Origin of the sequence: Actinophytocola sp., assembly GCF_035762905.1 — a bacterium.
GTDB lineage: Bacteria > Actinomycetota > Actinomycetes > Mycobacteriales > Pseudonocardiaceae > DASYTH01.
This window is the reverse complement of sequence record NZ_DASUCC010000080.1, coordinates 57,146-81,794: the sequence shown is the minus strand read 5'-3', so window position 1 is coordinate 81,794 and position 24,649 is coordinate 57,146. Positions and strand designations below refer to the sequence as shown.

Here is a 24,649-nt window from a genome sequence, read left to right as displayed (position 1 = left end):
CGGCGGTGACCTACTCTTCCCGGGGTGAACGATCGTCCGCCGACCCGTGAGGTGCTGCTGGACGCCGCGCTGTCGGTGTTCACCGAGCAGACCTACGGCGGCGCCGCGGTGGCCGAGGTGGCCAAGCGCGCGGGCATGTCGGTCGGCACGCTCTACCGGTACTTCCCCAGCAAGGAGGCGCTGGGCAACGCGGTGTTCCGGCGCTGGAAGGGTGAGCTGCTCGACCGGCTGACCGCCGGGGCGGATCCGGATGAGCCGGTCCGGACGACATTTCGCCGGGCCTGGGGCGGGCTGGTGGCGTTCGCCGCCGAACGGCCGGACGCGTTCGGGTTCCTCGAGTTCCAGCAGCACGAGAGCTACCTGGACGAGCAGAGCGCGGCGCTGTCCGCCCGGGTGTCCGCGATGGGCGAGGAGATGGTGGTGCGCGGGCAGCGGGTCGGCGAGATCCGGGCGGGGGAGCCGTTGATGCTGCTCGCGCTGGTGTACGGGGCCGCGGTGGGGCTGGCCCGGACGATCCACGACGGCCTGGTGCTGGACCGGGCGCAGCTGGCCGCGGCCGAGGACGCCGCCTGGGCGCTGCTGGCCAAACCTGAGAACTGACGCCGATCTTCTCAACTCGGAGTTGACGCGCCCGGGCCTGCGGAGTGAACATTCACTCCGCAGCGATCCCAGGAGGCGCAGATGGTCCATGTCGAGGTGAACGGCGAACGGCACGACCTCGAGACCGATCCCGACGACACCGCGGTGGACCTGCTCCGCGACCGGCTGCGGCTGACCGGCACCAAGCAGGTGTGCGGTGCCGGCGTGTGCGGCGCCTGCACCGTCCGGCTGGACGGCGAGCCGGTGGTGAGCTGCCTGCTGCCGGCCGCCGCGCTGGACGGCCGGACGGTCGAGACGGTCGAGGGGCTGGTCCGCGACGGGCACCCGATCCAGCGGGCGTTCACCGCGCACGCCGCGTTGCAGTGCGGGTTCTGCACCCCGGGGTTCGTGGTCGAGGCGGTCGACTTCCACGACCGGTGGCGGGCCGAGCACGGCAGCACCGCGCCGAGCGCGGCCGAGGTCGCCGCCGCGCTGTCCGGCCACCTGTGCCGGTGCGGCGCGTACCCGGAGATCCACGCCGCCGTGCGGGCCGCCTGCGCCGGCCGGTTCGACGAGCCGGTCGACGTGACCGGACCGCGCCGCGAGGCCCCGGACAAGATCGCCGGCCGGGCCCGGTACACCGTGGACGTCGCGCACGACGGCCAGCTGGAGGGCGCGATCCTGCGCTCGTGGCACCCGCACGCCCGGGTCGGCACCGTGGACCTGTCCGGCGCGCTGGCCGTGGCCGGGGTGCGGGCGGCGGTGGAGCTGGTCGGCCCGGACCGGCTGGTGCGCTATCCCGGCCAGGAGGTCGCCGCCGTGGCCGCGGTCGACCGGCGCACCGCGGAGGCGGCGCTGGACCGGATCGTGGTCGACTACACCCCGCTGCCCGCGGCGATCACCGCCGAGCAGGCGACCGCGGCCGGCGCGCCGGTGATCTACCCGCGGGACAACCGCAAGCCGCCGGTGGCCGGTGAGGGCCCGCCCACCCCGGCCCGCTGGCACGGCAACGTCCGCGGCCCGGTCAGCGCGTTCTCGCAGCGCCGCCGCGCCGCCCGCCGGCTGCTCGACCGGGCCCGGGTGAGTGGCGACCCGTTGCTGGTCGAGGGCACCTACACCACGCAGAGCCAGCTGCACACCGCGTTCGAGCCGCACGCCGCGGTGGCCCGGTTCGTCGGCGCGGACCTCGAGGTGCACGCGTCCACCCAGGGCGTGGCCCAGCTCGCCGCGGAACTCGCCAAGCACTTCCGGTTGGCCCCGGAGCGGGTGCGGGTGATCGCCGAGCACGTCGGCGGCGGCTTCGGCGCCAAGTTCGGCCTGCGCGCCGAGACGATCGCCGCGGTGCGGCTGGCCAGGGAGTCCGGCGCGCCCGTGCGGGTCGCGCTGGACCGGCTGGCCGAGCTGTCCGCCGCCGGGCACCGGCCGCCGGCCCGGATCGAGCTGTCCCTGCTGGCGCACGGCGAACGGCTCGCCGCGCTGCGGCTGGCCGCGCACAACGAGTCCGGGGTGGCGGTCGGCACCCTGGTCGCCGCGTTCGCCCGGCTGATGTACCCGGCCAGGGCCAAGGAACTGCTCGACTACGACGTGGTCACCAACACGATGCCCGGCGCGCCGTTCCGCGGCCCGGGCGGTCCGCTGCTGTGCTTCGCGCTGGAGCAGGCCGTGGACGAGGCGGCGCGGCGGCTCGACCGGGACCCGATCGAGCTGCGCAGGCGCTGGGACCCCGAGCCGGGCCGGCAGCGGCTCTACGAGTGGGCGGCCGCCCTGCCGGCCTGGCGGGACCGGGCCGGCCTGCCGCGCACCGGCCGGTACCGGCGCGGGATCGGGGTAGCCGCGGCGAACTGGTGGTACTTCTGGGAACCGGGCTGCCCGGTGGAGCTGCGCGTGGAGGGTGGCCGCCTGGTCGTCGCCACCGCCGTGCAGGACATGGGCACCGGCAGCCGCTCCGTGCTGGCCGCCACCGTGGCCGGCGAGTTCGGGCTGGCCGGCGCCGACGTCGAGGTGCGACTCGGGGACAGCCGGCTGCCGCGCGGCCCGGCCTCCGGCGGCAGCCGGACCACGGCCACGATCGCACCCGCCGCACTGGACGCGGCGCGGCGGCTCAAGGCCGCGCTGGTCGAGACGCTGGACCTGGCCGGTGGCCGGGTGGATCCCGGCGGGGTCGCGCACGACGGCGGCCTGCTGCCGTGGCCGGACGCGATCGCCAAGGCCGGTGACCTTTCGGTGCGGACGGCGCGGTCCGGTGACGATCGCGCGCTCGCCAGGGGCGCAGCCCGGGCGTTCGCCGGTGCCGGCGCGATCGGCCTCGCCACCACCTGGATGATGCGGCTGACCGGCCAGATCCGGGTCGGCCGCGGCTACACCGGCGCCGTGCAGGTCGCGGAGGTCGAGGTGGACACCCGGCTGGGCCGCACCCGGGTGCTGCGGGTGCACGCCGGGATGTCGGTGGGCCGGCTGGCCGTGCCGGAACTGGCCGCCGCGCAGGCCCCGCGGCGCGATCATCCAGGGCATCGGGTACGCGCTCTACGAGGAGCGGGCGCTCGACCCGGCGACCGGGCTGGTGCTCTCGACCGGGCTGGAGGACTACCGGATCCCCGGCATGGCCGACGTTCCCGAGATCGACCTGCACTGGGACGAGGCCGGCTTCGAGCACGTCGCGGGGGGCGGCGTTGGGCTCGGCGAGGTGGTCGCGCTGCCGGTGGCCGCCGCCATCGCCAACGCCGTGCACGACGCGACCGGACGCCGGCAGTACGCGCTGCCGATCCGGCCGGACCGCGTGATCGAACCGGGAGGTGCGCGATGACCGAGCTGCGGGCCGGGGGAACCGACCTGACCGAGCGGCGGCGCAGCGGGGTGTCCCGGGGTCCGGTGCGCGACATCGGTCGCCGCCCCGAGCTCGACCGGCTCGACGTGTCGGCGGCCGGCGAACTGGCCATCGGCGCCCTGGTGACCGTGGCCCGGCTGGCCGACGCGCCGCAGATCCGGTCCGGCTACCCCGGTCTGGCCGCGGCCGCCGCCGGCCTGGCCACCCCACAGGTCCGCCGGATGGCCACCGTCGGCGGAAACCTGATGCAGCACAACCGATGCTGGTACTACCGGCATCCGGCTGTGGACTGCCTGCGCAAGGGCGGCACCGGCTGCCCGGCCCGCACCGGCAACCACCTGCACGGCGTGGTCTTCGACCTCGGCCCGTGCGTCGCCCCGCACCCGTCCACCCTCGGCGCCGCCCTGCTCGCCTACGACGCGGAGATCACCACCGACCGCCGTTCCCTCGATGTCGCCGAGGTCTTCGATCCCGACCGGCACCACACCCTGGAACCCGGCGAGCTGCTCACCGCCATCCGGCTCCCCGCCCCGGTCCCCGGCGAGCTGGCCGCCTACCGCCGCACCATCAGCCGCGCCTGGGCGGAGTGGCCGCTCGTCGAAGCCGTCACCCGCCTGGTGATCGCCGGTGACGTGATCAGCAAGGCCGCCGTGGCCGTCGGCGGCGTCGCCCCGGTCCCGCTCCGCCTGCCGCACGTGGAATCCGCCCTCACCGGCCGGCCGCCCACCCCGGAAACCCTGGCCGCCGCGGCCGCCATGGCCACCCGGGACGCCACCCCGCTCCCGATGACCGGCTACAAGCTTCCGCTCCTGGTCACGACCGTCGAGGACGCCCTCGTTCAGGCCGGGCAGCCGCAGCTGCCCCGGACCTGAAGGGTGGTGGGCAGCCGCAGGTCGGTTGGCGGGAGCTGGGCGGAGCGCAGCCGGCGTTCGAGCAGGGTGACGGCGGCGGCGCCGATCGGTTGCATGGGTTGGCGAACCGTGGTGAGGGCCGGGCGGAGGTGCCGGCCGAGGTCGATGTCGTCGAAGCCGACCACCGCGACGTCGGCGGGCACCCGGATGCCGCGCTCGGCCAGGGCGGTCATCAGGCCGATGGCCATCTGGTCGTTGGCGCAGACCACGGCGTCGGGCAGCGGGGAAAGGGCCGGCGCGGCGGCGTGGCCGGTGTGCTGGGTGAAGTCGCCGGGCAGCGGGGCGGGAACGGGGAGGCCGAGACCGGTCACCGTGCGCCGGAAGGCTTCCCAGCGCTCGGTGGCGTCGGGGGAGTCGGCGGGGCCGCCCAGGTAGCCGAGGCGGGTGTGACCGTGCACCGAGACCAGGTGGTCGACAAGGGCGGTCATGCCGCCGGCGTTGTCCACCCGGACCTGGTCCACCCGGCCGTGGTCGTCGTCGCAGCGGCCGGCCACCACGACCACCGGGAGGCGTTTGAGGCGTTGGATGGCCGAGTTGGGCGCGGCCTGGCCGAGCAGCACGATCCCGTCCGAGCGGCTGGCCAGCGACACCGCGAGGTCCAGCGCGGCGTCCGGATCCTGCACCGCGCCGATCAGGATCGCGTAGCCGCGCTCCCGGGCGGCCCGCTCCATTCCCCGCACCACGCCGTCGATGTACAGCATCGCGTCGTCGCCCGCGTCCGACTCCGGGTCGCCGAGGTCCAGAAAACACAGGGCCAGCACCCGGGTGCGGCGCGAGGTCAACCCGCGCGCCGCCCCGTTGGGCAGGTAGCCAAGCTCCTCGACCGCGCGCAGCACCCGCTCGAGCGTGACCGGGTGCAGCTTGTCGCTGTTGCTCAGCGCGCGCGACACCGTCGCCGTGGACACGCCGGCTCGGCGCGCCACGTCGTGCACGGTCGGGATCTTGTCGGTCATCGGCCGGTGAGCTCAACGTAGGAGATGCCGGGCATGGGCAGGGAGAAGCTTACGGCCACCGCGGTCGTGTCCGGGGCGATCTGCTGCCGTCCGGACAGCTCCTCGAGCACGTTCGCCTCCCGCAGCCGCGCCCATTGCGCCTCGTCCGGCCAGTCCCCGCCGCCGAGCCGCTCCCAGACCCGCTGCACGTTGGAATGGTCCCGGTCGATCCGATGGTGCCGTACCCGGTAGGCGCCCTCCGGCAGCCCCTCGATCCGCAGCTCGATCTCGCGCTCGAGCGCCGCCGCGCCGGCCGCGGTGTTCTGGTCCAGGCCGAGGTTCCAGATCAGCACGCCGACCGTGCCGTCCGCTCGGCCGGCGGCCCACACCTCGACCAGCCCGCCGGCCCCGTCCCCGGTCAGCTCCACGTCCAGCTCGTCGTCGCCGAGTTGGTTGGCCAGCCACAGCGCCCAGTACCGCGGCTTGCGCAGATTTCCCACGGTGAGCAGGCCGAAACCGCCGTGGAACAGCGCCGGCGGGGCGCCCAGCTCCTCGAAGTGGTCGGAGATCACCCAGTGGCCGAGCCCGTCGATCCGCCCGCCCGCGGACCGCATGCCGCGCAACAGGAACGCGGCGGCGAACGTGTCGTCCCCGACCGGGTTGAAGTGCGTCGGCGTCGGCCCCCACTCCGTCCACAGCAGCCGCAGATCCGGCCGGCCGTGCCGGGCGGCCAGCGGGCGCAGGTCGACCGGCGGACTGCCGTAGGTGTGCGTGGACAGGAAGTCCAGCGGGGCGCCGGAGGACTCGACGTGCCGCAGCAGCGCGCCGATCCAGCCGGCCGCGGCCGACGCCGGTCCGCCGACCCGCAGCCCGGCGTCCACGTCCTTCACCGCGCGCGCGGTGACGTCGTAGAGCCGCAGGTACTCGTCCCGGGTGCCGGTCCAGAACACGTCCAGGTTGGCTTCGTTCCACACCTCGAACGCCCAGTGCTCGCGCAGCTCGGCCAACCCGTAGCGGTGCACAAGATGGTCGACGAGGGCGCGGACCAGATCGGCCCAGCGGTCCCAGTCCCGCGGCGGGGAGATGATCCCGCGATACTCGAACACCGTCCGGGACGGGTCGGCGGCCAGGTCACGCGGCATGTAGGACAGCTCGACGACCGGCCGCAGACCCAGGTCCAGCACCCGGTCGTAGACCCGGTCCACGCCGTCGAAGTCGTACACCGGTGCGCCGTCGACCTCCCGGTACACCCCGAGGTCGTCGCCGAGGATGGCGTGCGCGCGGACCGCGCGCACCCCCAGCTCGTCGTGCGCGATCCGCAGTGCCTCGGCCAGTTCCGGGCCGATCGGCCGGCCGCCGGTGCTGCCGGTGGACAGCAGCAGGCTCAGGTGCTCGGAGCCGATCAGCTCGCGCCACGGCCGGTGCACCGGTCCGATGACCCGGTCCGCGCGGACCCGGGCGCGCACGATCGGCGGCGCGCCCGGGTCCGTCGCGTGCGAGGCGGCGACCGGGTCGCCTCGCTCCCCCGGGGAGTCGATGTCGGCCATGGCCAGCACCGCGTAGTGGTAGGTGCGCCCGGGTTCGCCGGTGGTGTCGGCGTACGGCGGGTGCGGCACGGCCAGCACGTCCCCGCCCCGGTGGTCCACCACCGTGTACGGGCCGGACTCCTGGTCCGCGCGCAGCACCAGGTAGCCGACCGCGTCCGGAACCGGGAGCCAGTCCAGGGTCACCTGGCCGTGGCCGGGGACGGCGCGCAGCTCCCGGGGCGCCGGCAGCACCCGCCGCTGACTATCCACTGTGGACATCGCGCCAGTCCTCCATGGCGAGCAGCGGTCGCAGGGCGGCGATCGGTCCCCGGGTGAACGCCCGGCGCAGCACGTCGTACTCGAGTGCGTTCGTCGCCGCGGCCAGCACCATGCCCTGGTCCAGGGCCAGGTAGGTCCGGGACACCGCACCGGTGCCCACGTTGATCGCGTCGTAGAAGCCGCCCGGCCCGTAGGCGTCGAAGTCCCGGCGCAGCTTGGCCAGGTTGGACAGTGCGGCGCCCGGTGCGTAGCGCAGCGCCAGGAAAGACGCGTGCGGGGTCACCACGCCGTCACCGAAGTCGGCCGGCGGCGGCACGGCCGGCCGGTCCGGGCAGTCGCCGAAGCCGGGGTCGACCGCGGTGCGCTGCACGTCGGAGGTGTAGCCAGGGCCGTCCATGCCGATCGCGTCGACGCCCCACTCGCGGTACGGCGGCGTGCCGTCCGGGTTGTTCGAGGGCGAGAATCCCCAGTAGCCGTACCGGGCCTCGCGCAACCCGTGCTCGATCTGGGCCCGCACGTACACCGGATGGTTGCGGCCCCAGCTGCGCGGACCCCAGGTCTCCTCCGGCACCACCAGCGGCACCATCAGCGCCTCGAACATGCTGCCACCCCAGGTGGGCACCAGCCGCATGCCGCGGTAGCCGTAGGTTCCCTCGAACACCGGCACGCCGAGGTGGGTCGCCTCCCGCCCGACCGGCTGCTGCTCCTGCCAGGACCAGTCGCAGGTCGGCGGGAACGTGCGCCAGCCGGCGAAGTAGTGCCCGGCCGGGATCTGGCCCAGTGCGATGCCGATGTAGCTGGCGATCCGCGGCTCGGTGTTGAACGCGCCGTAGTGGTGGCAGGTGTACCAGACGTCCGGCCCGCGGTCGCGGTAGTTGTCCAGCACCGCGCATCCGGGCGGCGGCTCGTCCCAGAAGCCGCCGCGGATCAGCCCGGCCGGGACGTCCGCGCCGCGGGCCGCCGGGTCGTAGTAGAAGCCGAAGTCCATGCCACGCAACACCGACCAGGCCGCACCGGCAAGCTCCGGCAGATCGCCGGCCACGGTCAGCAGCCCGCTGGCCAGCCACCCGTTGTCCACACTGGACAGGAACGGGAACACCGTGCTGCCGTCCACCGGCCAGGTGCGCAGCACCGCGCCGGTCGCCGGGTCGTACCAGTTGTAGAACTGGCCGGACGCCGGGTGCCGGGGGAGGTCGCGCACCGTGCCGAGCGTGTGCCGGATCCGGTCCACCGCCTCGTCCCGGCGGATCAGCCCGAGGTGCCGGGCGCCGACCGTGGCCCACAGGTACATCCCGACGTTGGTGGGGGAGGTGTACCGGGACCGGGACGCCGGATCCAGCGCGCCGTCGATGTTGTCGCTCGGCAGCCCGCTGCCCGGATCCACCATCGCGGCCATCGAGCGCCAGGTGTCGGCGGCGTACCGCTGCAGCACCCGGTCCGGCGCGGCCGCCGCGGGCAGCGGTGCGATGAGCGCCGCCACCGTGGCGGCGATGGTGAGCACGCGTAACATCGATGCCTCCTACTTGAATCCGGTCATCGCGATGCCCTGCACGAAATACCGTTGCAGGGCAACGAAGATCAGCAGCACCGGCAGGACCACGACCACCGCGCCGGCCATCAGCAGACCGAACCGGGTGGAGTTCTGGCCGACCGAGTACAGCGCGAGCGCCACCGGCATCGTGTACTTGTCCTCGGTCTGCGCGATCACCAGCGGGATCAGGAAGTTGTTCCAGGCGCCGAGGAACGTGACGATGGTCAGCGCGGCCAGCGCCGGGCGGGACAGCGGCAGGATGACCCGCCAGAAGATCTGCGGCTCGCCGGCGCCGTCGATCCGGGCGGCGTCGATCAGCTCGTCGGGCAACTCGGAGATGTACTGGCGCATCAGGAAGACGCCGAGCGGACCGGCCAGCGCGAGCAGCGGCAGCACCATCCCGGGGTAGGTGTTCACCAACCCGAACTGGCTCACCAGCACGAACTGCGGCACGAAGGTGACCATCGCCGGGATCATCAGCATGCTGATCACCAGCACGAACATCGCCCGCCGGCCGGGGAAGTCGATCTTGGCGAGGGCGTAGCCGAGCATCGAGCACAGCGCCAGGTTGCCCACCGTCACCGCGGCCGCGACCAGCACCGAGTTGGTGAAGTAGGTCGGAAAGTCCAGCCCGGTGAAGATCGTGGTGTAGTTGTCCAGGGTCACCGTCTCCGGCAGCCAGGTCGCCGGCACCCGGCGCAGCTCGCTCTCCGGCTTGAACGAGCTGAGCACCATCCACACGAACGGCCCGGCGAAGGCCACCAGACCGAGGCTGAGCACGACGTAGAGCAGTCGGCGGCCGGCGCTCATCGCGACCTCAGCAACCGGAACCAGACGGCGGTCAGCGCGAGGATGACCACGAACAGCAGGTAGGCCATGGCGCTGGCGTAGCCGTAGTTGCCGAACCCGAACTGGTTGTAGACGTTCATGGACACCGAAAGCGTGCTGTTCAGCGGACCGCCCCTGGTCATCACGAACGGCTCCTCCAGGTACTGGAGCTGGCCGATCGTGGTGATCACCACGGCGAACAGCATCGTCGGGCGGAGCAGCGGCAGGGTGACGTACCGGAACTGCTGCCACCGGGTGGCGCCGTCGATGTCCGCCGCCTCGTACATGGTCCGGGGAATGGCCTGAAGTCCGGCCAGGAACACGACCATCACGAACCCCATGCCGCGCCAGGCGGTCATGACGATCAGCGAACCCATCGCGGTTCCGGGCTGGTCCAGCCAGTGCGGACCGTCGATCCCGATCCCGCGCAGCGCGCTGTTGACCAGGCCGGTTTCCGGCTGGAGCAGGAACCGCCAGACCACCGCGACCGCGACGATGCTGGTGACCACCGGCAGGTAGTAGCCGACCCGGAAGAACGTGCGCAGCCTGGTGATCCCGCGGGACAGCGCCAAAGCGACGGCGAGCGCGGCCCCGATGGTCAGCGGCACGCTGCCGGCGACGAACACCGCCGTGTTGGTCAGCGCCTGGTGGAACACCTCGTCGCCGAACAGCCGCACGTAGTTGTCGAACCCGACCAGGTTGACACTCAACGGGTCGCGCAGGTCGGTGCCGCGCAGGTCGGTGAAGCTGATCGCCAGCGAGGCGGCCACCGGGCCGGCCATGAACGCGACGAACAGCGCCATGAACGGCAGCGCGAAGCCCCACGCGGCGATGGCGCGGCGGGTGCGCAGGCTCATCGGCCTGCGCACCGCCCGCGTCCGGACCGGGATCGCCGTGCTGACCACGGTTTCAGACGCCGATCGACGTGGCCTCGGCCTGCATCGCCCTGGCCGCGTCGGCGGGCGTGGTGACGCCCTTGACGACCTCTTCCAGCTTTGTGTCGATCACGGTCGCGACCTGTTCCCAGGTGGCGATCGCCGGCGGCGACTTGGCCTCGTTGAGCTGGTCGCCGAACGTCTTGAGCAGCGGGTCGCCGGACAGCTTCTGGTCCTGCCAGGCGCTGCGCACCGAGGGCAGGTCGCCGGTCTCGCCGTACCACTTCACCTGGACCTCGGGCCGGGTCAGGTACTGCACGAACTTCCAGGCGGCGTCCCGGTTCTTGGCGTCCTTGAACACGGCGAGGTTGCCGCCGCCGACGAACGAGGTGCCGGCCGCCTCCTTCGGCATCCTTGCCACCGCCCACTTGTCGGTGAAGTCCGGCCCGCCCTGTTCCTTGATCAGGCTCATGTGCCATGGGCCGGAGAAGAACGCGCCGAACGAGCCGTCCACGAAGCCCTGCTCGAGCTCGCCCGGGCGGAGCAGCGCCGACGGCGTGAGCTGCGCGTCGAAGAAGGACTTGTAGTACTCGAGCGCCTTGACGAAATCGGGACTGTCCAAAGTGAACTGCTTGGCGGCATCGTCGGTGATCGAGGCGCCGGCCTGCCAGGCGAACGGCATGAACGTCTGCCACGCGCCCTTGCCGCCGGCCTGCAGGTTGATGCCCCACTTCGCGCCGGCGTTCTGCTTCATGGCGGTGGCGAACGCGGTCAGGTCGGCCCAGTTGCCCGGCGCCTGCTGCCCGGCCTTCGTGGCGAGGTCGCTGCGGTAGTAGAGCAGCCTTGTCTCGACGTACCAGGGCACGCCGTAGGAGGTGCCGTCGACAACGGTGGTGTCCCAGCCGCCCTCGAAGAACGTCTTGCCGTCGATGACCGACGGGGTCGGGTCGAGCGCACCGGACTTGGCGAACTCGGCCATGAAGGTGGTGCCGACCAGGCTGGCGTCCGGGGTCTGCCGGCCGGCGATCGCGGTGGCGATCTTGTCGTGCGCCGCGTCCCACGGGATCGCGGTCACGTTGACCTTGGCCTGCGGGTTGGCCGCCTCGAAGTCCTTGGCCAGCACGGATAACTTCTCGCCCTCGGTGCCCATGGCCCACACCGTGATCTCGCCGGTGGCGGCGCCCTCGGCGACCGGTGCCGCCGCGTCGCCGGATCCGCCGGCGTCGTCCCGTCCGCACCCGGCCACCATGATCAGCCCCAGCATCGCCGCGCCCACGGCACCCGCGCGCCGACTCGTCATTGAGTCACCTCCCGGCCGATGTAACCGTTTACATTTCACCATCCCCGGCCGGGGGACGGAAGTCAACAGCCGTCCGTCGGTCAGTCTTCGAAGATCCGCTGACCCGGGTTGAGCACGCGCCGGGGATCGAACCGGGCCTTGGCGCGTTCGACGGCCGGCCACTCCTCGCCGAAGTGCCGTGCCCAGTCCCGGTTCGTCATCGGGATCGCGCCGATCGCGTACTGCGTGGCGCCGAGGTCCCTTGCGCGTTCGTAGAGCGTGCGGTTGACCCGCAACAGACGGTCCACCTCGGCCGGGTCGGGCGGCAGCACCATGCGCAGGACGGCGAACAGGAACACCGTTTCGCTGTCCGGGACGCGGACGAACGGGCGGGTGAGCCGGGCCCGGGGCACGGGGTAGAGCAGCACCGGTCCGCCGCCGGTGTCCGCGGGCGTCAGCTCGGCGACGGCACGCGCCACGTAGTCATCGGTGCCGGCATCCGGAAGGAACAGGTTGATCCACGGGTTGGGCAGCCGCAGCGCCGTCAGCTCGTCGACGATCTCGGTGATCCGGTCCAGCCAGTCGAAGTAGGGCAGCTCCACGATCTCGGTGTCGATCGGGTGCAACCCGGCCAGCACCTCCGGGTCGTGCGGCTGGTTTGGCGCGGTGTAGTAGACCGCGCCCTCCAGCAGGTAGCTCCAGCCGCCGCCGTCGAGCGGGACCACCTGTCCCTCCAGGTAGTCGAACCGCCCATCCGCAAGCACCCTGCGCTGGTCGGCGGTCAGTGCCTCGACCGTCGGATAGGACAGCCGGTAGGTCCGCGCCGTGGTTTCCGCCGGTACCAGGCCGACCGTGGCCCGCACGATGATCGCGAACTGGCCGAGCCCGCCGAGCACGGCCCTGAACAGCTCGCGGTCGTCGCGTTCGGAGCAGCGCACCAGCCGACCGTCCCCGGTCACGACCTCCAGCTCGCGCACCGTGTCCACCTGCAGGCCGTGCTTCGAGCTGGCGCCGCCGATCCCGCCGACCGACAGCGTTCCGCCCACCGACAACCCGATGTAGTCGGTGTTCACCGGGGATGTGCGCCCGATCGCCAGGCTCGCCCGGATCAGGTCGGTCCAGCGCACCCCCGCGTCCACCACCGCGCTGTCCGGCCCGATTCGATGAATCGTGGCCAACGTCCGCGAGTCCACCACGATCCCGGCCCGGACCTGCGCCTGCCCGTACACCGAATGTCCCTGCCCGCGCACCGAGACCGCGATCCCGTGCCGGTTGGCGAACCGCACCACGGTGACGATGTCCCGCACCGACGCCGGCCGCAGCACCGCCACCGGTCGCCGGTGCACGATCTGTCCGTAGTCCGCACCCGCCTCGCGCAGCGCCTCCGGGTCGACCACCAGCTCTCCGTCCAACCCCGGAATCCGCACGGCGCCCGTGCTCGCGTCCGTCGCCGTCACCCACCCGACTCCAACCGGATCAAACGCCATCACCGCCGTCACCGCCGCTGTGCCCATGAACGCACGCCGCCCGAACCCGGCAGAAACCATGCCGCACATCGTGCCCGATCAAGCCCGCACCCACAGAATTGCTCACCCTTCGCGAGTCCCCGATCGGTGCGCGAGTCGCCGGTTCGGGCAGCTGAGTTCCGGTTGTGGTTCGGGGTGGCTTCGGCCGGGCCGGCGCCTGCGGCGCCGCGCCGCAGGCGCGGCCCGAGCCGGCCGCGCGGGGGGGGGGTTGGGGCGAGGTCAGGCGCCGATGACGAAGTAGCGGAGCCAGAGGTAGGGCGCGGCAAGGGTGATCGTGACGGCGGTGACGACGGCGCCGGTGCGGGTGAAGCGCCAGAAGGTGATCGGGGTGCCGGCACGGGCGGCGATGCCGAGGACGACGACGTTGGCGCTGGCGCCGATGGCGGTGAGGTTGCCACCGAAGTCGGCGCCGAGGGCGAGGGCCCACCAGAGCGCCTGGGCTTGGGTGAGGTCGGGGATGTGGGTGGTCCGCTCGAGGACAAGGGGGCTCATGGTGGCGACGGAGGGGATGTTGTCGACGTCGCGATGAGCGTGTACACCACGACGAAGACGGCGACCGCGATGGCCGCCGGCACGCCGCTCGGTCCCGGTCACCGGGTAACACCGTCCCAGACTTCCTGGCGCACCAACGAAAGGCAAGCGGGTCCGGTGTGGAACTAGGTGGTGTCCGCGGCGAAGTTGACCTGGAAGCCGAGCGGTTGCAGCATCCCGACCAGCATGGTCCGGGTGTTCTTGTCGGCCCGCTCCAGCAGTCCAGCGCCGCGCGCCGCCTCGGCGATCTTCTGCTCGCCGGCCTGGTAGAACCGGGACTGGTCCGGCGTGTCGAACATGGAGGTCAGCCGGTTCCAGATGCCCCGCTGCTGCGCGAACAGGTAGCTGCGGGTCTGGTCCAGGTTCGGCTTGTCCAACTGCGCCTTGGGCAGGTGGATCTCCACGGTCTTGGTGTCCGGGGCGACGCTGATCGCGTCGTCCTTGAGCTGCGAGAAGTCCACGTAGGCGTTGACGGTGCCGGCGGCGACGAACAGCGCGCGCTCGCCGGCCAGGAACGACGGCACCCAGTTGACGTCCTTCTCCAGGTCGATGACCACCTGGAACTCCCCGACCGCGGCGTGGAACTGGGCCAGGTCCTTGATCGACTGCAGCAGCACAGGCTGGCTGCGGTCCACGTCCTCGGTGCGGAACGGGTTCAGGTTCGGCAACAGCGCGAGGACGCCCATGACACCGAGCACCAGGACGATCACCCCGCCAAGCACGCCTACCACGCGCCACTGACGCCTGCGTTCGTCGGCTGCCATGTCAGCCGGATACCCGCCGCCCGCAACCCGGAAACCCTCGGTGTTTGTCCGGCTGATGTCCGGTAAATGGCCCTGTCCCGGTCCGGTCCTCTGCCGCACACTGGCGACCATGACGGGACCACGTGGCCCCGGACTCCCTGTGGGGCTACGACAGCAACGGCGGCGTTGGGCTCTGAATTCCTACCGACGCCGGTCGACGCGGGGTTGCCTGGCCGGCACAGTGTGTCCATGCGCAACGCCCCCCGGGTCGCCGCCGCCCTGTCCGGCGCGGCGATGGTGCTCACCCTGACCCAGACGCCGCCCGCCGTCGCCGACCACACCCCGCCGCCCACCGCGGTGTCGGTACCCGGTTCGCACGGCAGCGAGCTGGGCTGTCCCGGCGACTGGCAGCCGGAGTGCGCCCAGGCGCAGCTCGCCCTCGACCCGGCCGACGGGATCTGGAAGGGCAGCTTCGCCGTGCCGGCCGGCACGCACGAGTACAAGGCGACGCTGAACAACTCGTGGACCGAGAACTACGGCGCCGGCGCGGTGCCGGGCGGCGCCAACATTCCTTACACCACAACGGGTGGCACCGTCTCCTTCTACTACGACCACGCCACGCACCTGGTGACCTCCAGCGCGGAGGGCCCGATCGTCACCGCGCCGGGCAGCTTCACCAGCGAGCTGGGCTGCCCGGGGGACTGGGCGCCCGAGTGCATGCGCTCCTGGCTGCAGGATCCCGACGGCGACGGCGTGTTCACCTTCTCCAGCACCGCGATCCCGGCCGGTGCCTACGAGGTCAAGGCGGCGCACGGGCTGTCCTGGGCGGAGAACTACGGCGCGGGCGGCGTGCCGAACGGCCCGAACATCCCGTTCTTCGTCGCCGCCGACGGCGACCGGACCACGTTCAGCTACGTCCTGGCGACGCACGTGCTGACCGTGTCGGCCGGGGTCGCGCCGCCGAACCTGGGTGAACAGCGCGCCCAGTGGCTGACCCGCGACCTGCTCGCGCTGGACCTGCCGGCCGACACCACCGGCTGGACGTTCCGGATGGTCCACGCACCCGACGGCGGCCTGGTCGCCACGCCGGACGGGGTGACCGGCGGCCAGGAGATCCCGCTGACCCTCGACCCGGCCGGGCTGCCCGCGCCGGTCCGCGAGCGCTACCCGCACCTGGCGGGCTACGAGGCGCTGCGGGTGCCGGCCGCGGACGTGCCGGCGATGCTCACCGGACAGTTGGCCGTGGCCGCGTTCGACGCGCGTGGCCGGCTGGCCGACGCGACCGGCGTGCAGACCCACGGCGTGCTCGACGACGTCTACGCGGCCGCGACCGGCGCGAAGCTCGGTCCCACCTGGCAGGGGCACCGGCCGGCGCTCGCGTTGTGGGCGCCGACCGCGAAGAACGTGGTGCTGCTGCTGGACGAGGCCGGCCCGGCGCCGGACCGGCGGGTCGCCATGCGGCGCGGTCCGGACGGGGTGTGGCGGGTCGACGGCCACCCGTCCTGGCGCGCCGCCCGGTACGCCTACGAGGTCACCGTGTACGTGTCCGCGGAGGACGCGGTGCGCACCAACGTGGTCACCGACCCGTACTCGCTCGGCCTGACCGCGAACGCGGGCCGGTCGGTCCTGGTCGACCTGGCCGACCGCGCGCTCGAGCCGGACGGCTGGGACCGGCTGGCCAAGCCGCGGCTGGCCCAGCCCGAGGACACCACGATCTACGAGCTGCACGTCCGGGATTTCTCGATCACCGACGAGACCGTGCCGGCCGCGCACCGGGGCACCTACCTGGCGTTCACGCACGAGCGCAGCGCCGGGATGCGGCACCTGCGCGGCCTGGCCGACGCCGGGCTGAACTCGCTGCATCTGCTGCCCACCAACGACATCGCCAGCATCGAAGAGCGCCGCTCGGCACAGCAGCAGCCGGCCTGCGACCTGCCGTCGTTCGGCCCGGCGGCGCCGGACCAGCAGGCGTGCGTCGAACCGGTGCGCGACGCCGACGGGTTCAACTGGGGCTACGACCCGCTGCACTACACCACGCCCGAGGGCTCGTACTCGACCAATTCGGACGGCACCGCGCGCACCCGGGAGTTCCGCGAGATGGTCAAGGCGGTCAACCGCACCGGGCTGCGCGTGGTCATGGACGTGGTCTACAACCACACCCCGGCGTCCGGGCAGGACCGCAACTCCGTGCTGGACCGGATCGTGCCCGGCTACTACCACCGGTTGTCGGCCACCGGGCGGGTGGAGACCTCGACCTGCTGCGCCAACACCGCGACCGAGCACCGGATGATGGAGAAGCTCATGGTCGACTCGGTGGTCACCTGGGCCCGTGAGTACAAAGTGGACGGTTTCCGGTTCGACCTGATGGGCCACCACTCCAAGGCGAACATGCTGGCCGTGCGGGCCGCGCTGGACGCGCTGACCGTGCGCCGGGACGGGGTGGACGGCCGGAGCATCTACCTCTACGGCGAGGGCTGGAACTTCGGCGAGGTGGCCGACAACGCCAGGTTCGTCCAGGCGTCCCAACTGAACCTGCCCGGCACGGGGATCGGCACGTTCACCGACCGGCTGCGCGACGCGGTGCGCGGCGGCGGTCCGTTCGACGCCGACCCGCGCATCCAGGGCTTTGCCACCGGCCTGTTCACCGATCCGAACGGCGCGCCGGTGAACGGAACCCCGGATCAGCAGCGGGCCCGGCTGTTGCTGCACCACGACCAGATCAAGGTGGGGCTGGCCGGAAACCTGCGCGACTACACGTTCGTCAACCGCGACGGGGTGACCGTGCGCGGCTCGGCGGTGGACTACAACGGCCAGCCGGCCGGCTACGCCGCCGATCCCAGCGAGACGATCACCTACGCCGACGCGCACGACAACGAGACGCTGTTCGACGTGATCCAGTACAAGCTGCCGCAGGCCACCCCGATGGCCGACCGGGTCCGGATGAACACGTTGGCGCTGGCCACCGTCGCGTTCGCCCAGAGCCCGTCGTTCTGGCACGCCGGCACCGATCTGTTGCGGTCGAAGTCGTTGGACCGCAACAGCTTCAACTCCGGTGACTGGTTCAACCGGATCGACTGGAGCTACCGCGACTCCACCTGGGGCTCCGGCCTGCCGCCGCGCACGGACAACGAGTCCAAGTGGTCGTTCATGGGCCCGCTGCTCGCCGACCCGGCCCTCGAGCCGCGTCCGGCCGACATCCGCGCCGCCCACGACCGCGCCCTGGAGTTGCTCCGCATCCGGTTCTCCTCGCCGCTGTTCCGGCTCGGCTCCGCGCAGCTCGTCCAGCAACGGCTGAGCTTCCCCACCGGTGGCCCGGAGCAGACCCCGGGCGTGATCGTGCTCGCCATCGACGACCGCCGCGGCCCCGATCTCGACCCCCGCGCCGAGGGCATCGTGGTCGTCTTCAACGCCACGCCCAACCCCACCACGCAGACCGTCCCCGCGCTGGCCGGCGCCCGGTACGCCCTGCATCCGGTGCAGGCGTCCGGCTCCGACCCGGTGCTGCGCACCGCCGGCTACACCCGGTCGACCGGCGCCTTCACCGTTCCACCGCGCACCGTCGCGGTGTTCGTCACCCGGTGACGGGCCCATCGGGACCCCGGATCCGCAATGGTTGAGACCAATTTCGGGCCAGAGAAATGGCACAAGAATGACGATCGCTGACTGTGATGACTGACTAGCGCGTGTAGCCCGTTAGGAGTAGGGTCTCTGTACCCTGTCGATGGTTCACCCACCGTGGGCAAACTCCGTTCCGACGGATGAATGGCGTTGTACGAATGGCTCTACCCATGACAGCTGGTCCGGGTGAGAACAATGCCGACCGGCACAGGGTCGCTCGTATTCGCGATTACTGGCTCGGCGGCACCCACAACAGCGAGCAGGACCGCGTGTATGCCAACCATGTCGCGATGGTGGCGCCGCACATCCCGTATCTGGTGCGGGCCCAGCGCGCCCTGCTCGGCCGCATCGTGCGCTACCTGCTCGGCCAGGGCATCCGCCAGTTCCTGGACCTCGGATCCGGCCTGCCGGCGCAGGGGCACGTGCACGAGCTCACCCGGGACCACCTGCCGCCGGCCCGCGTGGTCTACGTCGACAACGACCCCGGGGTGGCCGCCGACGGCCGGCTGCTGCTCGCCGGCAACGGCAACGCCGGTTACCTGGAGATGGACTTCCTGCGGCCGACGGAGGTGCTGGCCGATCCGCTGACCCGGCGGCTGCTCGACCTCGACGAGCCGGTGGCCCTGCTGGCAATCGCCACGATGCAACAGGTTCCGGACTCCGCCGACCCGGCCCTGGTGATCGCCGGCTACCTGGACGCGCTGGCTCCGGGCAGCTACCTGGCGATGACCCACCACGGGCCGGACGAGTACCTCACGTCGGCGTTGGAGACCTTCGCCCAGATGAACCTCGGACCCCGGCCGTCGGTCTACCTGCGCGACTCGATCACGATGCGGCTGTTCTTCACTGGGCTCGAGCTCGCCGAGCCGGGGATCGTGCCGGTGCCGCTGTGGCGTCCGGAGCCCGAGGACGAGGACGCGAGGCGGCATCCGGAACGAACGCCGATTCACGTCGGCGTCGGCCGCAAACCCTAGGCGGAAACCGGGTTTGCGTCGCCTCCGGTTGCCGGGGGACATTTGCCCGTGGCAATGCCGTGGTTTCGCGCGCCGTATTCTGGAATAATTCCAGAGGTTATCCGGAATGGTGCGGATCCGGCCGTCGCCGCCGGTTTCGCGGGGGAGTTCGCCGGATCGGTGAATCGTCCACAATGGACTTGGTTGCCGATTGCTGGGAGCGCTCCCTGGAGTAACCGTTGACAACTCCGCCCCATACCCGCAACGATCTGTAGGCGCATCTGGGAGCGCTCCCAGAGCTACGCGGTGAAAGGACCCTGCCGTGAACCGCCCCGCACACCGACGTGCCCCTCGCCGGCTCGCCGGACTCGTCGCCCTGACCGCCCTCGCTGCCAGCGGACTCGCCGGGATCACCGGATCCGCCCAGGCCCAGCCGGTCGAACTGATCGAGAACGGCACCTTCGACGCCGGCACGGCGCCATGGTGGTGGACCGGCAACGTCCCGTCCGCCGTGACCGACGGGCGGCTCTGTGCCCAGGTGCCGGGCGCGACGGCGAACCCGTGGGACGCCATCATCGGCCAGAACGACCTGCCGCTGCAGAACGGCGAGTCCTACGAGTTCTCCTTCGACGCCTCGGCGTCGGTCCCGGTCGGGGTGCTGGCCAAGGTGCAGCAGCAGACCGAGCCGTGGCCGGAGCGGCTGTCCCGGCCGGTCATCCTCGGCCCGGAGTCCCAGCATTTCTCCTTCGCGTTCACCTCAGGGGTGGACAGCGACATTGAGCAGGTGGCGTTCCAGATCGGCGGCAGCGCACAGCCGTGGACGCTCTGCCTGGACAACGTCTCGCTCACCGGTGGTGCGCCGCCGCCGGTGTACGTGCCGGACACGGGTCCGCGGGTCCGTGTCAACCAGGTCGGTTACCTCTCGCAGGGACCGAAGAACGCCACCGTTGTCACCGCGGCGACCGACCCGCTGTCCTGGTCACTGGCCGACCAGGGCGGTCGGGTCGTCGCCAGCGGTCTGTCCACGCCCCGCGGCGTGGACACCGCGTCGAACCAGAACGTGCACACCATCGACTTCTCCGGGGTCACCGCGCCGGGGACCGCGTACACGCTGACCGCGGACGGCGAGACCAGCTACCCGTTCGCCATCGGCGACGTGTACCAGGCGCTGCGGTCGGACGCCCTGGAGTTCTTCGCGATCCAGCGCAGCGGCATCGCCATCGACGGCGCGCTGCACGGGGAGCAGTACGCCCGCCCGGCCGGGCACGTCGGCGTCGCGCCCAACACCGGGGACACCGACGTGCCGTGCCAGCCCGGCGTCTGCGACTACCGGCTGGACGTGCGCGGCGGTTGGTACGACGCGGGCGACCACGGCAAGTACGTGGTCAACGGCGGCATCGCCACCTACCAACTGCTCAACACCTACGAGCGCACGCTGACCGCGCCGACCGCCGTACCCGGCGCGCTGGCCGACGGCACGCTGCGGGTGCCCGAGCGCGGCAACGAGGTGCCGGACGTGCTCGACGAGGCCCGGTGGGAGCTGGAGTTCCTGCTGCGCATGCAGGTTCCGGCCGGCCAGCCGCTGGCCGGCATGGCGCACCACAAGGTGCACGACAACGCCTGGACCGGGTTGCCGCTGGCCCCCGAGGACGACCCGATGCTGCGTGAGCTGCACCCGGCGAACACCGCGGCCACGCTGAACCTGGCCGCCACCGCCGCGCAGTGCGGCCGGCTGTTCCTGCCGTACGACAGGGCGTTCGCCACCCGGTGCCTGGCCGCGGCCCGCACCGCGTACGCGGCCGCCAAGGCGCACCCGGACATCCTGGCCGACCCCAACGACGGCAACGGCGGCGGCGCGTACAGCGACGGCGACGTCAGCGACGAGTTCTACTGGGCCGCCGCCGAGCTGTACCTCACCACCGGTGAGTCGGCGTTCCTTGCCGACCTGCGATCTTCGCCGCACCACACCGGCGACGTGTTCGCCGCGACCGGGTTCAACTGGCCGGCCACCGCCGCGCTCGGCCGGTTGGACCTGGCCACCGTGCCCAACGGGCTGCCCGCGGCGGAGCGGGCCGCGATCCGGCGCTCGGTGACCGAGGGCGCCGACGCCTACCTGGCCACGCTTTCCGGGCAGGCCTACGGCCTGCCGATGCCCGGCGGCCGCAACAACTACTTCTGGGGCTCGAACAGCAACATCATCAACAACGCCATCGTGCTCGCGACCGCGTTCGACCTGACCGGTGAGCGCCGCTACCGGGACGGCGCGGTGCAGGCCATGGACTACATCTTCGGCCGCAACGCCCTGAACCACTCCTATGTCACCGGCTGGGGCACCAAGGCGCCGCGCAACCAGCACAGCCGGATGTTCGGCGCGCAGCTCGACCCGAACTCCCCGCACCCGCCGGACGGCTCGATCGCCGGCGGCGCCAACGCGAACCTCGAGGACCCGTTCGCCAACGAGCTGCTCGACGGCTGCGCACCGCAGTTCTGTTACGTCGACGACATCCAGTCGTACTCGACCAACGAGGTCGCGATCAACTGGAACTCCGCCCTCGCCTGGATCGCCTCGTTCCTGGCCGACCAGGCCGACGGCGCCCCGGTCGCGCCCGGCTCCTGCACCGTCGGCTACCGCACGCACGCCCAGTGGCCCGGCGCCTTCGTCTCCGAGGTCCGCGTCACCAACACCGCCCGCACGGCGCTGGACGGCTGGACCGTTTCCTGGTCCTACCCCACCGGCCAGCGGATCCGCCTGGCGCTGGGCGCCGACGCGCGGCAGGAAGGCCCGACGGTGTCCGCCCGCAACCAGCCGTGGAACCGCCGCGTCGAACCCGGCCGCTCGGTGGTCTTCGCGCTGATCGGCGCCGCCCCGCTGTCCACCAACCCGTCCCCGGAGCTGTTCCGACTGAATGGCAAGGTCTGCGGGTGATCCCCGCGCTCGCCCGGGTCCGGTTCCGTCCCTCGTCGGACCCGGGCGAGAGGTAAAACCCCCGGTGCTTCTGGGTTTCCGTGCACCGAAACCCCCCGGTCACCCTCGCGCCCGCCCGCGAGTCGCCGTCGCCAGACCGGCGAGTTCCCGGTTCCCAGCACCCGAGTTCCCAGCTCAAGCAGCTGAGTTCTCGGGTGTGGCAGCCGAGTCGCCGGGTTGGTCAGCTTCCTAGGCGTTGTTGCGGGATGCCGGGGAACATCAGGGGGACGACCTGGGGGCCGGAGCGGATGGTGATGGGCAGGCCGGCGGCCATGCCGGTGAGCATCTGCCCGCAGAGCACCAGCATGAGGGCGACCAGCGGCCACTCCCAGATGTCGGTGGCGCCGTGCAGGAGGCCGATGCCGAGCGCGGTGGCGCCGGCGATGGCGTAGCCGAAGCCCTGGACCATCGAGGACAGGGCGGCGGCGGTGTCGCTCGCCGAGTCGGCGCGCAGCGAGATCATGGTGAGCGCCAGGCCGACCGCCGGCATGCCGAGGCCGAGGCCGACGGCCCAGGCCCAGGGGGCGTAGGCGGGGACGAGCAGCAGGCCGGCCACGGCGATCATGTTGGGGGCGGCCAGGGCCACCGCGAGGCCGGATTGGGACTTGCTCCGGCGGGCCCATTTCGGGACCCGGAGGGCGATGGGGACGCCGAGCGCCATGGCGACGGTGAACAGCCAGGCGACCTGGTGCGGCGGTACGGAAGCGCGTTCCAGCAGCATGCTGGGCAGCCAGCCCATGATGCTGAAGGTGAAGCCGGACGTGAGTCCGAAGTGGAGGGTGAGCGCCCAGGCGGTGCCGGCGGGGCGCAGGGTGAGCGGGCTGGTGCGGCGTTGCGGGCCGGCGCCAGGCGGACGCTCGGGGAACGCCCGGCCGGCCACCCGCCAGGCCAGCCAACCGGCCCCGGCGAGCAGGGCCCAGCTGCTGGCGCCGAGCTGCCAGGAGCTGTGCGAGCTGATCTGCGGGGTGACCAGCGCGCCGACCGCGCTGCCGCTGCCGAGGGCGGCGACGTAGCAGCCGGTGAGGGTGGCCCACTCGCGCGGCGGGGCGGTGTGCACGATGGCCGGCAACAGGGTGCCGAGTACGGCGATGGCCAGGCACGCGGTGACGGTGCCGGCCAGCAACAGGTATGATCCGCCGACCACCCGGAAGGCCAGCGATATCCCCAAAACCACAAGCGCCACGGCCACCGTGCGCATGGTGCCGAACCGCACCCGCAGGGCCCAGGCGAGCGCCCCACCGGCCGCGAAGCACCAGACCGGGGCCGCGACCACCACCGATGCCAGCATGGCCGACATGCCGATGTCCAGCCGAACGTCGGACAGAACCGTGCCCATGCTCGTGACCGCCGGCCGAAGGTTCAGCGCCAGCAACGGAACGGCAAGCAGGACCGCCATGGGCAACGCCAGGCGGGATCGATCTACCGGGCTCGGATGCAGCAGTGGTGGGGCACCAGCGCGCTGCTGGGGCGTGGCGGTTTGCTCGACGACACTGTCTTGCTTCACGTCGGGCCTCCAGCTGTAGATGAGTGACCCGGCCGCGGTGGAACGCACGTAGGGGGAGCTACTTGTCGGGGCGGATGCGGCGGCGTCGCAAGGCGTTTCGGAGCACGCGCAGGCAGACGCCGGCGGGCTGGTGGCGCTCGGCGGAAGGGGTGGTCGCGTTATGTCAGCTGCGGCGATTCGGTGCGTACACCGGACCTTGCCATGGGGGCTATGGTGATGGTTTGGAGCACTACAGCGGTACGTAGTAACGCGTTACTAGGTAAGAGATTACGCCGTAACATGGCGTGACGGAACGGCCACGCACATCACAATGTGATACCGCAGCAGCTCGGGTGTTTTCTTTGCAGGCCAAACGAGAGGAAGAAACCTGGTGGTCGCACCGAGCCCGACCGTGCTCAAGCGATATGTGGCGCTCGAACTGCGCAGGCTGCGGGAGGCGGCCGGGTTCAAGCGCGTTGAGGTGGCCAGGCGCGCCGGGTGCGCCACCAGTCACATCACCCATCTCGAAGTGGCCCGCAATCTCCCCAAGATCCCCGAGCTGGAGCTGCTGTTGCGGCACTACGGTGCCGCGCAACGCATCCCGGCGTTCCTCGACCTGCTCGAGGAGGCCCGGGCCGGCCGGGACTGGTGGTTGCCGTTCGCCGACGTGGTTCCGGCCTGGTTCGAGCTGTTCCTCGGCCTCGAGGCCACCGCAACGGAGATCGCCAGCTACGACGCGCTGGTCATCCCCAGCCTGTTCCAGACCCCGGACTATGCCGAGCATCTGATCCGCAGCGCCTTCCCCGGGCTGCCCAACGCCGTGGTGGCGCAACGGGTCGAGCTGCGCATGGCCCGGCAGGACGTGCTCACCCGTGACCCGGACCCGCCGACGGTCGACGTCGTGCTGGACGAGTCTGCGCTCTACCGCCTCGCAGGCGAAGAGATCGTGTTGACCGAGCAGCTCAACCACCTGCTCAAGGTGGCCGAGTCGCCGGCCGTCACGATCCGGGTGCTGCCCCTTTCGGCCGGCGTGCACGCCGGTGTGGCCGGCACGTTCGTGCTGCTGACCTTCCCCGAGCGGCTGGAGAACGACCCCGGCGTGGTCTACACCGAGGACCGGGTCCGCGGCACCTACCACGACGACCCGGAGGCCATCGCCCGGTACCGCACCACGTTGAGCCGGCTGCGCGAGTCGGCCTACTCGGTCGAGGAGTCCCGGGCCACCGTGCAGCGCCGGATCGAGGAGCTGTCCCAGTAGCTCGACCG

16 protein-coding genes and 2 pseudogenes are annotated in these 24,649 nt (G+C 71.9%); 8 read left to right on the top strand and 10 right to left on the bottom strand.

Annotated elements, in window-relative coordinates:
- The first annotated feature begins 24 nt into the window (after positions 1-24).
- From VFV67_RS16715 to VFV67_RS36790, 4 genes and pseudogenes are all read left to right on the top strand, one after another.
- The gene (locus VFV67_RS16715; RefSeq protein ID WP_326471059.1) at positions 25-600 is read left to right on the top strand and encodes a TetR/AcrR family transcriptional regulator; all 576 of its coding nucleotides are present in this window, start codon (positions 25-27) and stop codon (positions 598-600) included.
- An 81-nt stretch (positions 601-681) separates the two neighbouring features.
- Positions 682-3,051, top strand: a pseudogene (locus VFV67_RS16710) (molybdopterin-dependent oxidoreductase); the annotation flags it as partial.
- A gap of 25 nt (positions 3,052-3,076) precedes the next feature.
- The gene (locus tag VFV67_RS36795) at positions 3,077-3,382 is read left to right on the top strand and encodes a molybdopterin cofactor-binding domain-containing protein (protein ID WP_414636264.1); all 306 of its coding nucleotides are present in this window, start codon (positions 3,077-3,079) and stop codon (positions 3,380-3,382) included.
- On the top strand, positions 3,379-4,275 hold the full coding sequence (locus VFV67_RS36790) for an FAD binding domain-containing protein (RefSeq protein WP_414636263.1): 897 nt from the start codon (positions 3,379-3,381) through the stop codon (positions 4,273-4,275). Before VFV67_RS36795 ends, VFV67_RS36790 begins: the two co-directional genes overlap by 4 nt.
- On the opposite strand, the gene VFV67_RS16705 is transcribed toward VFV67_RS36790, so the two are convergent.
- The 9 genes and pseudogenes from VFV67_RS16705 to VFV67_RS16665 form a co-directional block, all read right to left on the bottom strand.
- Complete coding sequence (locus tag VFV67_RS16705) at positions 4,242-5,267, bottom strand: LacI family DNA-binding transcriptional regulator (protein ID WP_326471057.1); 1,026 nt, start codon at positions 5,265-5,267, stop codon at positions 4,242-4,244. The two genes, VFV67_RS36790 and VFV67_RS16705, sit on opposite strands and share 34 nt — an antisense overlap.
- Positions 5,264-7,051: a GH39 family glycosyl hydrolase gene (locus tag VFV67_RS16700; RefSeq protein WP_326471056.1), complete on the bottom strand. Its 1,788-nt coding sequence runs from the start codon at positions 7,049-7,051 to the stop codon at positions 5,264-5,266. Before VFV67_RS16700 ends, VFV67_RS16705 begins: the two co-directional genes overlap by 4 nt.
- Entirely contained in the window at positions 7,035-8,561 is a 1,527-nt protein-coding gene (locus VFV67_RS16695; protein WP_326471055.1) for a glucoamylase family protein, read from the bottom strand. Before VFV67_RS16695 ends, VFV67_RS16700 begins: the two co-directional genes overlap by 17 nt.
- Before the next feature lie 9 nt (positions 8,562-8,570).
- Positions 8,571-9,392 carry a carbohydrate ABC transporter permease gene (locus tag VFV67_RS16690; RefSeq protein WP_326471053.1) on the bottom strand — a complete coding sequence of 274 codons (822 nt, stop codon included), beginning with the start codon at positions 9,390-9,392 and terminating at the stop codon, positions 8,571-8,573.
- The gene (locus tag VFV67_RS16685; protein ID WP_326471051.1) at positions 9,389-10,315 is read right to left on the bottom strand and encodes a sugar ABC transporter permease; all 927 of its coding nucleotides are present in this window, start codon (positions 10,313-10,315) and stop codon (positions 9,389-9,391) included. Before VFV67_RS16685 ends, VFV67_RS16690 begins: the two co-directional genes overlap by 4 nt.
- Before the next feature lie 4 nt (positions 10,316-10,319).
- Positions 10,320-11,585: a sugar ABC transporter substrate-binding protein gene (locus VFV67_RS16680; RefSeq protein WP_326471050.1), complete on the bottom strand. Its 1,266-nt coding sequence runs from the start codon at positions 11,583-11,585 to the stop codon at positions 10,320-10,322.
- Positions 11,586-11,665: 80 nt separating this feature from the next.
- Positions 11,666-13,021, bottom strand: coding sequence for an FAD-binding protein (locus VFV67_RS16675; RefSeq protein ID WP_326471049.1), 1,356 nt, complete (start codon positions 13,019-13,021; stop codon positions 11,666-11,668).
- Positions 13,022-13,309: 288 nt separating this feature from the next.
- Positions 13,310-13,609 (bottom strand): annotated as a pseudogene (locus VFV67_RS16670) (ArsB/NhaD family transporter); the annotation flags it as partial.
- Between the two features lie 137 nt (positions 13,610-13,746).
- Positions 13,747-14,385 carry a DUF4230 domain-containing protein gene (locus VFV67_RS16665; RefSeq protein WP_326471048.1) on the bottom strand — a complete coding sequence of 213 codons (639 nt, stop codon included), beginning with the start codon at positions 14,383-14,385 and terminating at the stop codon, positions 13,747-13,749.
- A 228-nt stretch (positions 14,386-14,613) separates the two neighbouring features.
- Between VFV67_RS16665 and pulA the strand changes: the two genes are divergently transcribed.
- The 3 genes from pulA (at position 14,614) to VFV67_RS16650 (ending at position 21,861) form a co-directional block, all read left to right on the top strand.
- Complete coding sequence (gene pulA / locus VFV67_RS16660; RefSeq protein WP_326471047.1) at positions 14,614-17,946, top strand: pullulanase-type alpha-1,6-glucosidase; 3,333 nt, start codon at positions 14,614-14,616, stop codon at positions 17,944-17,946.
- A 176-nt stretch (positions 17,947-18,122) separates the two neighbouring features.
- Positions 18,123-18,956 carry an SAM-dependent methyltransferase gene (locus VFV67_RS16655; RefSeq protein ID WP_326471046.1) on the top strand — a complete coding sequence of 278 codons (834 nt, stop codon included), beginning with the start codon at positions 18,123-18,125 and terminating at the stop codon, positions 18,954-18,956.
- A gap of 301 nt (positions 18,957-19,257) precedes the next feature.
- The gene (locus VFV67_RS16650; RefSeq protein ID WP_326471044.1) at positions 19,258-21,861 is read left to right on the top strand and encodes a glycoside hydrolase family 9 protein; all 2,604 of its coding nucleotides are present in this window, start codon (positions 19,258-19,260) and stop codon (positions 21,859-21,861) included.
- A 220-nt stretch (positions 21,862-22,081) separates the two neighbouring features.
- Here VFV67_RS16650 and VFV67_RS16645 read toward each other — a convergent pair whose 3' ends face one another.
- Positions 22,082-23,296, bottom strand: coding sequence for an MFS transporter (locus tag VFV67_RS16645; protein WP_326471042.1), 1,215 nt, complete (start codon positions 23,294-23,296; stop codon positions 22,082-22,084).
- Between the two features lie 478 nt (positions 23,297-23,774).
- Between VFV67_RS16645 and VFV67_RS16640 the strand changes: the two genes are divergently transcribed.
- The gene (locus VFV67_RS16640) at positions 23,775-24,641 is read left to right on the top strand and encodes a helix-turn-helix transcriptional regulator (protein WP_326471040.1); all 867 of its coding nucleotides are present in this window, start codon (positions 23,775-23,777) and stop codon (positions 24,639-24,641) included.
- The last annotated feature ends 8 nt before the right edge of the window (positions 24,642-24,649 follow it).

Coding starts and splice junctions, on each gene's coding strand:
- VFV67_RS36790 (WP_414636263.1), top strand. CDS start 3,379: ATGACCGAGCTGCGGGCCGGGGGAACCGACCTGACCGAGCGGCGGCGC.
- VFV67_RS16705 (WP_326471057.1), bottom strand. CDS start 5,267: ATGACCGACAAGATCCCGACCGTGCACGACGTGGCGCGCCGAGCCGGC.
- VFV67_RS16700 (WP_326471056.1), bottom strand. CDS start 7,051: ATGTCCACAGTGGATAGTCAGCGGCGGGTGCTGCCGGCGCCCCGGGAG.
- VFV67_RS16695 (WP_326471055.1), bottom strand. CDS start 8,561: ATGTTACGCGTGCTCACCATCGCCGCCACGGTGGCGGCGCTCATCGCA.
- VFV67_RS16690 (WP_326471053.1), bottom strand. CDS start 9,392: ATGAGCGCCGGCCGCCGACTGCTCTACGTCGTGCTCAGCCTCGGTCTG.
- VFV67_RS16680 (WP_326471050.1), bottom strand. CDS start 11,585: ATGACGAGTCGGCGCGCGGGTGCCGTGGGCGCGGCGATGCTGGGGCTG.
- VFV67_RS16665 (WP_326471048.1), bottom strand. CDS start 14,385: ATGGCAGCCGACGAACGCAGGCGTCAGTGGCGCGTGGTAGGCGTGCTT.
- pulA (WP_326471047.1), top strand. CDS start 14,614: ATGCGCAACGCCCCCCGGGTCGCCGCCGCCCTGTCCGGCGCGGCGATG.
- VFV67_RS16655 (WP_326471046.1), top strand. CDS start 18,123: ATGAATGGCGTTGTACGAATGGCTCTACCCATGACAGCTGGTCCGGGT.
- VFV67_RS16645 (WP_326471042.1), bottom strand. CDS start 23,296: ATGGCGGTCCTGCTTGCCGTTCCGTTGCTGGCGCTGAACCTTCGGCCG.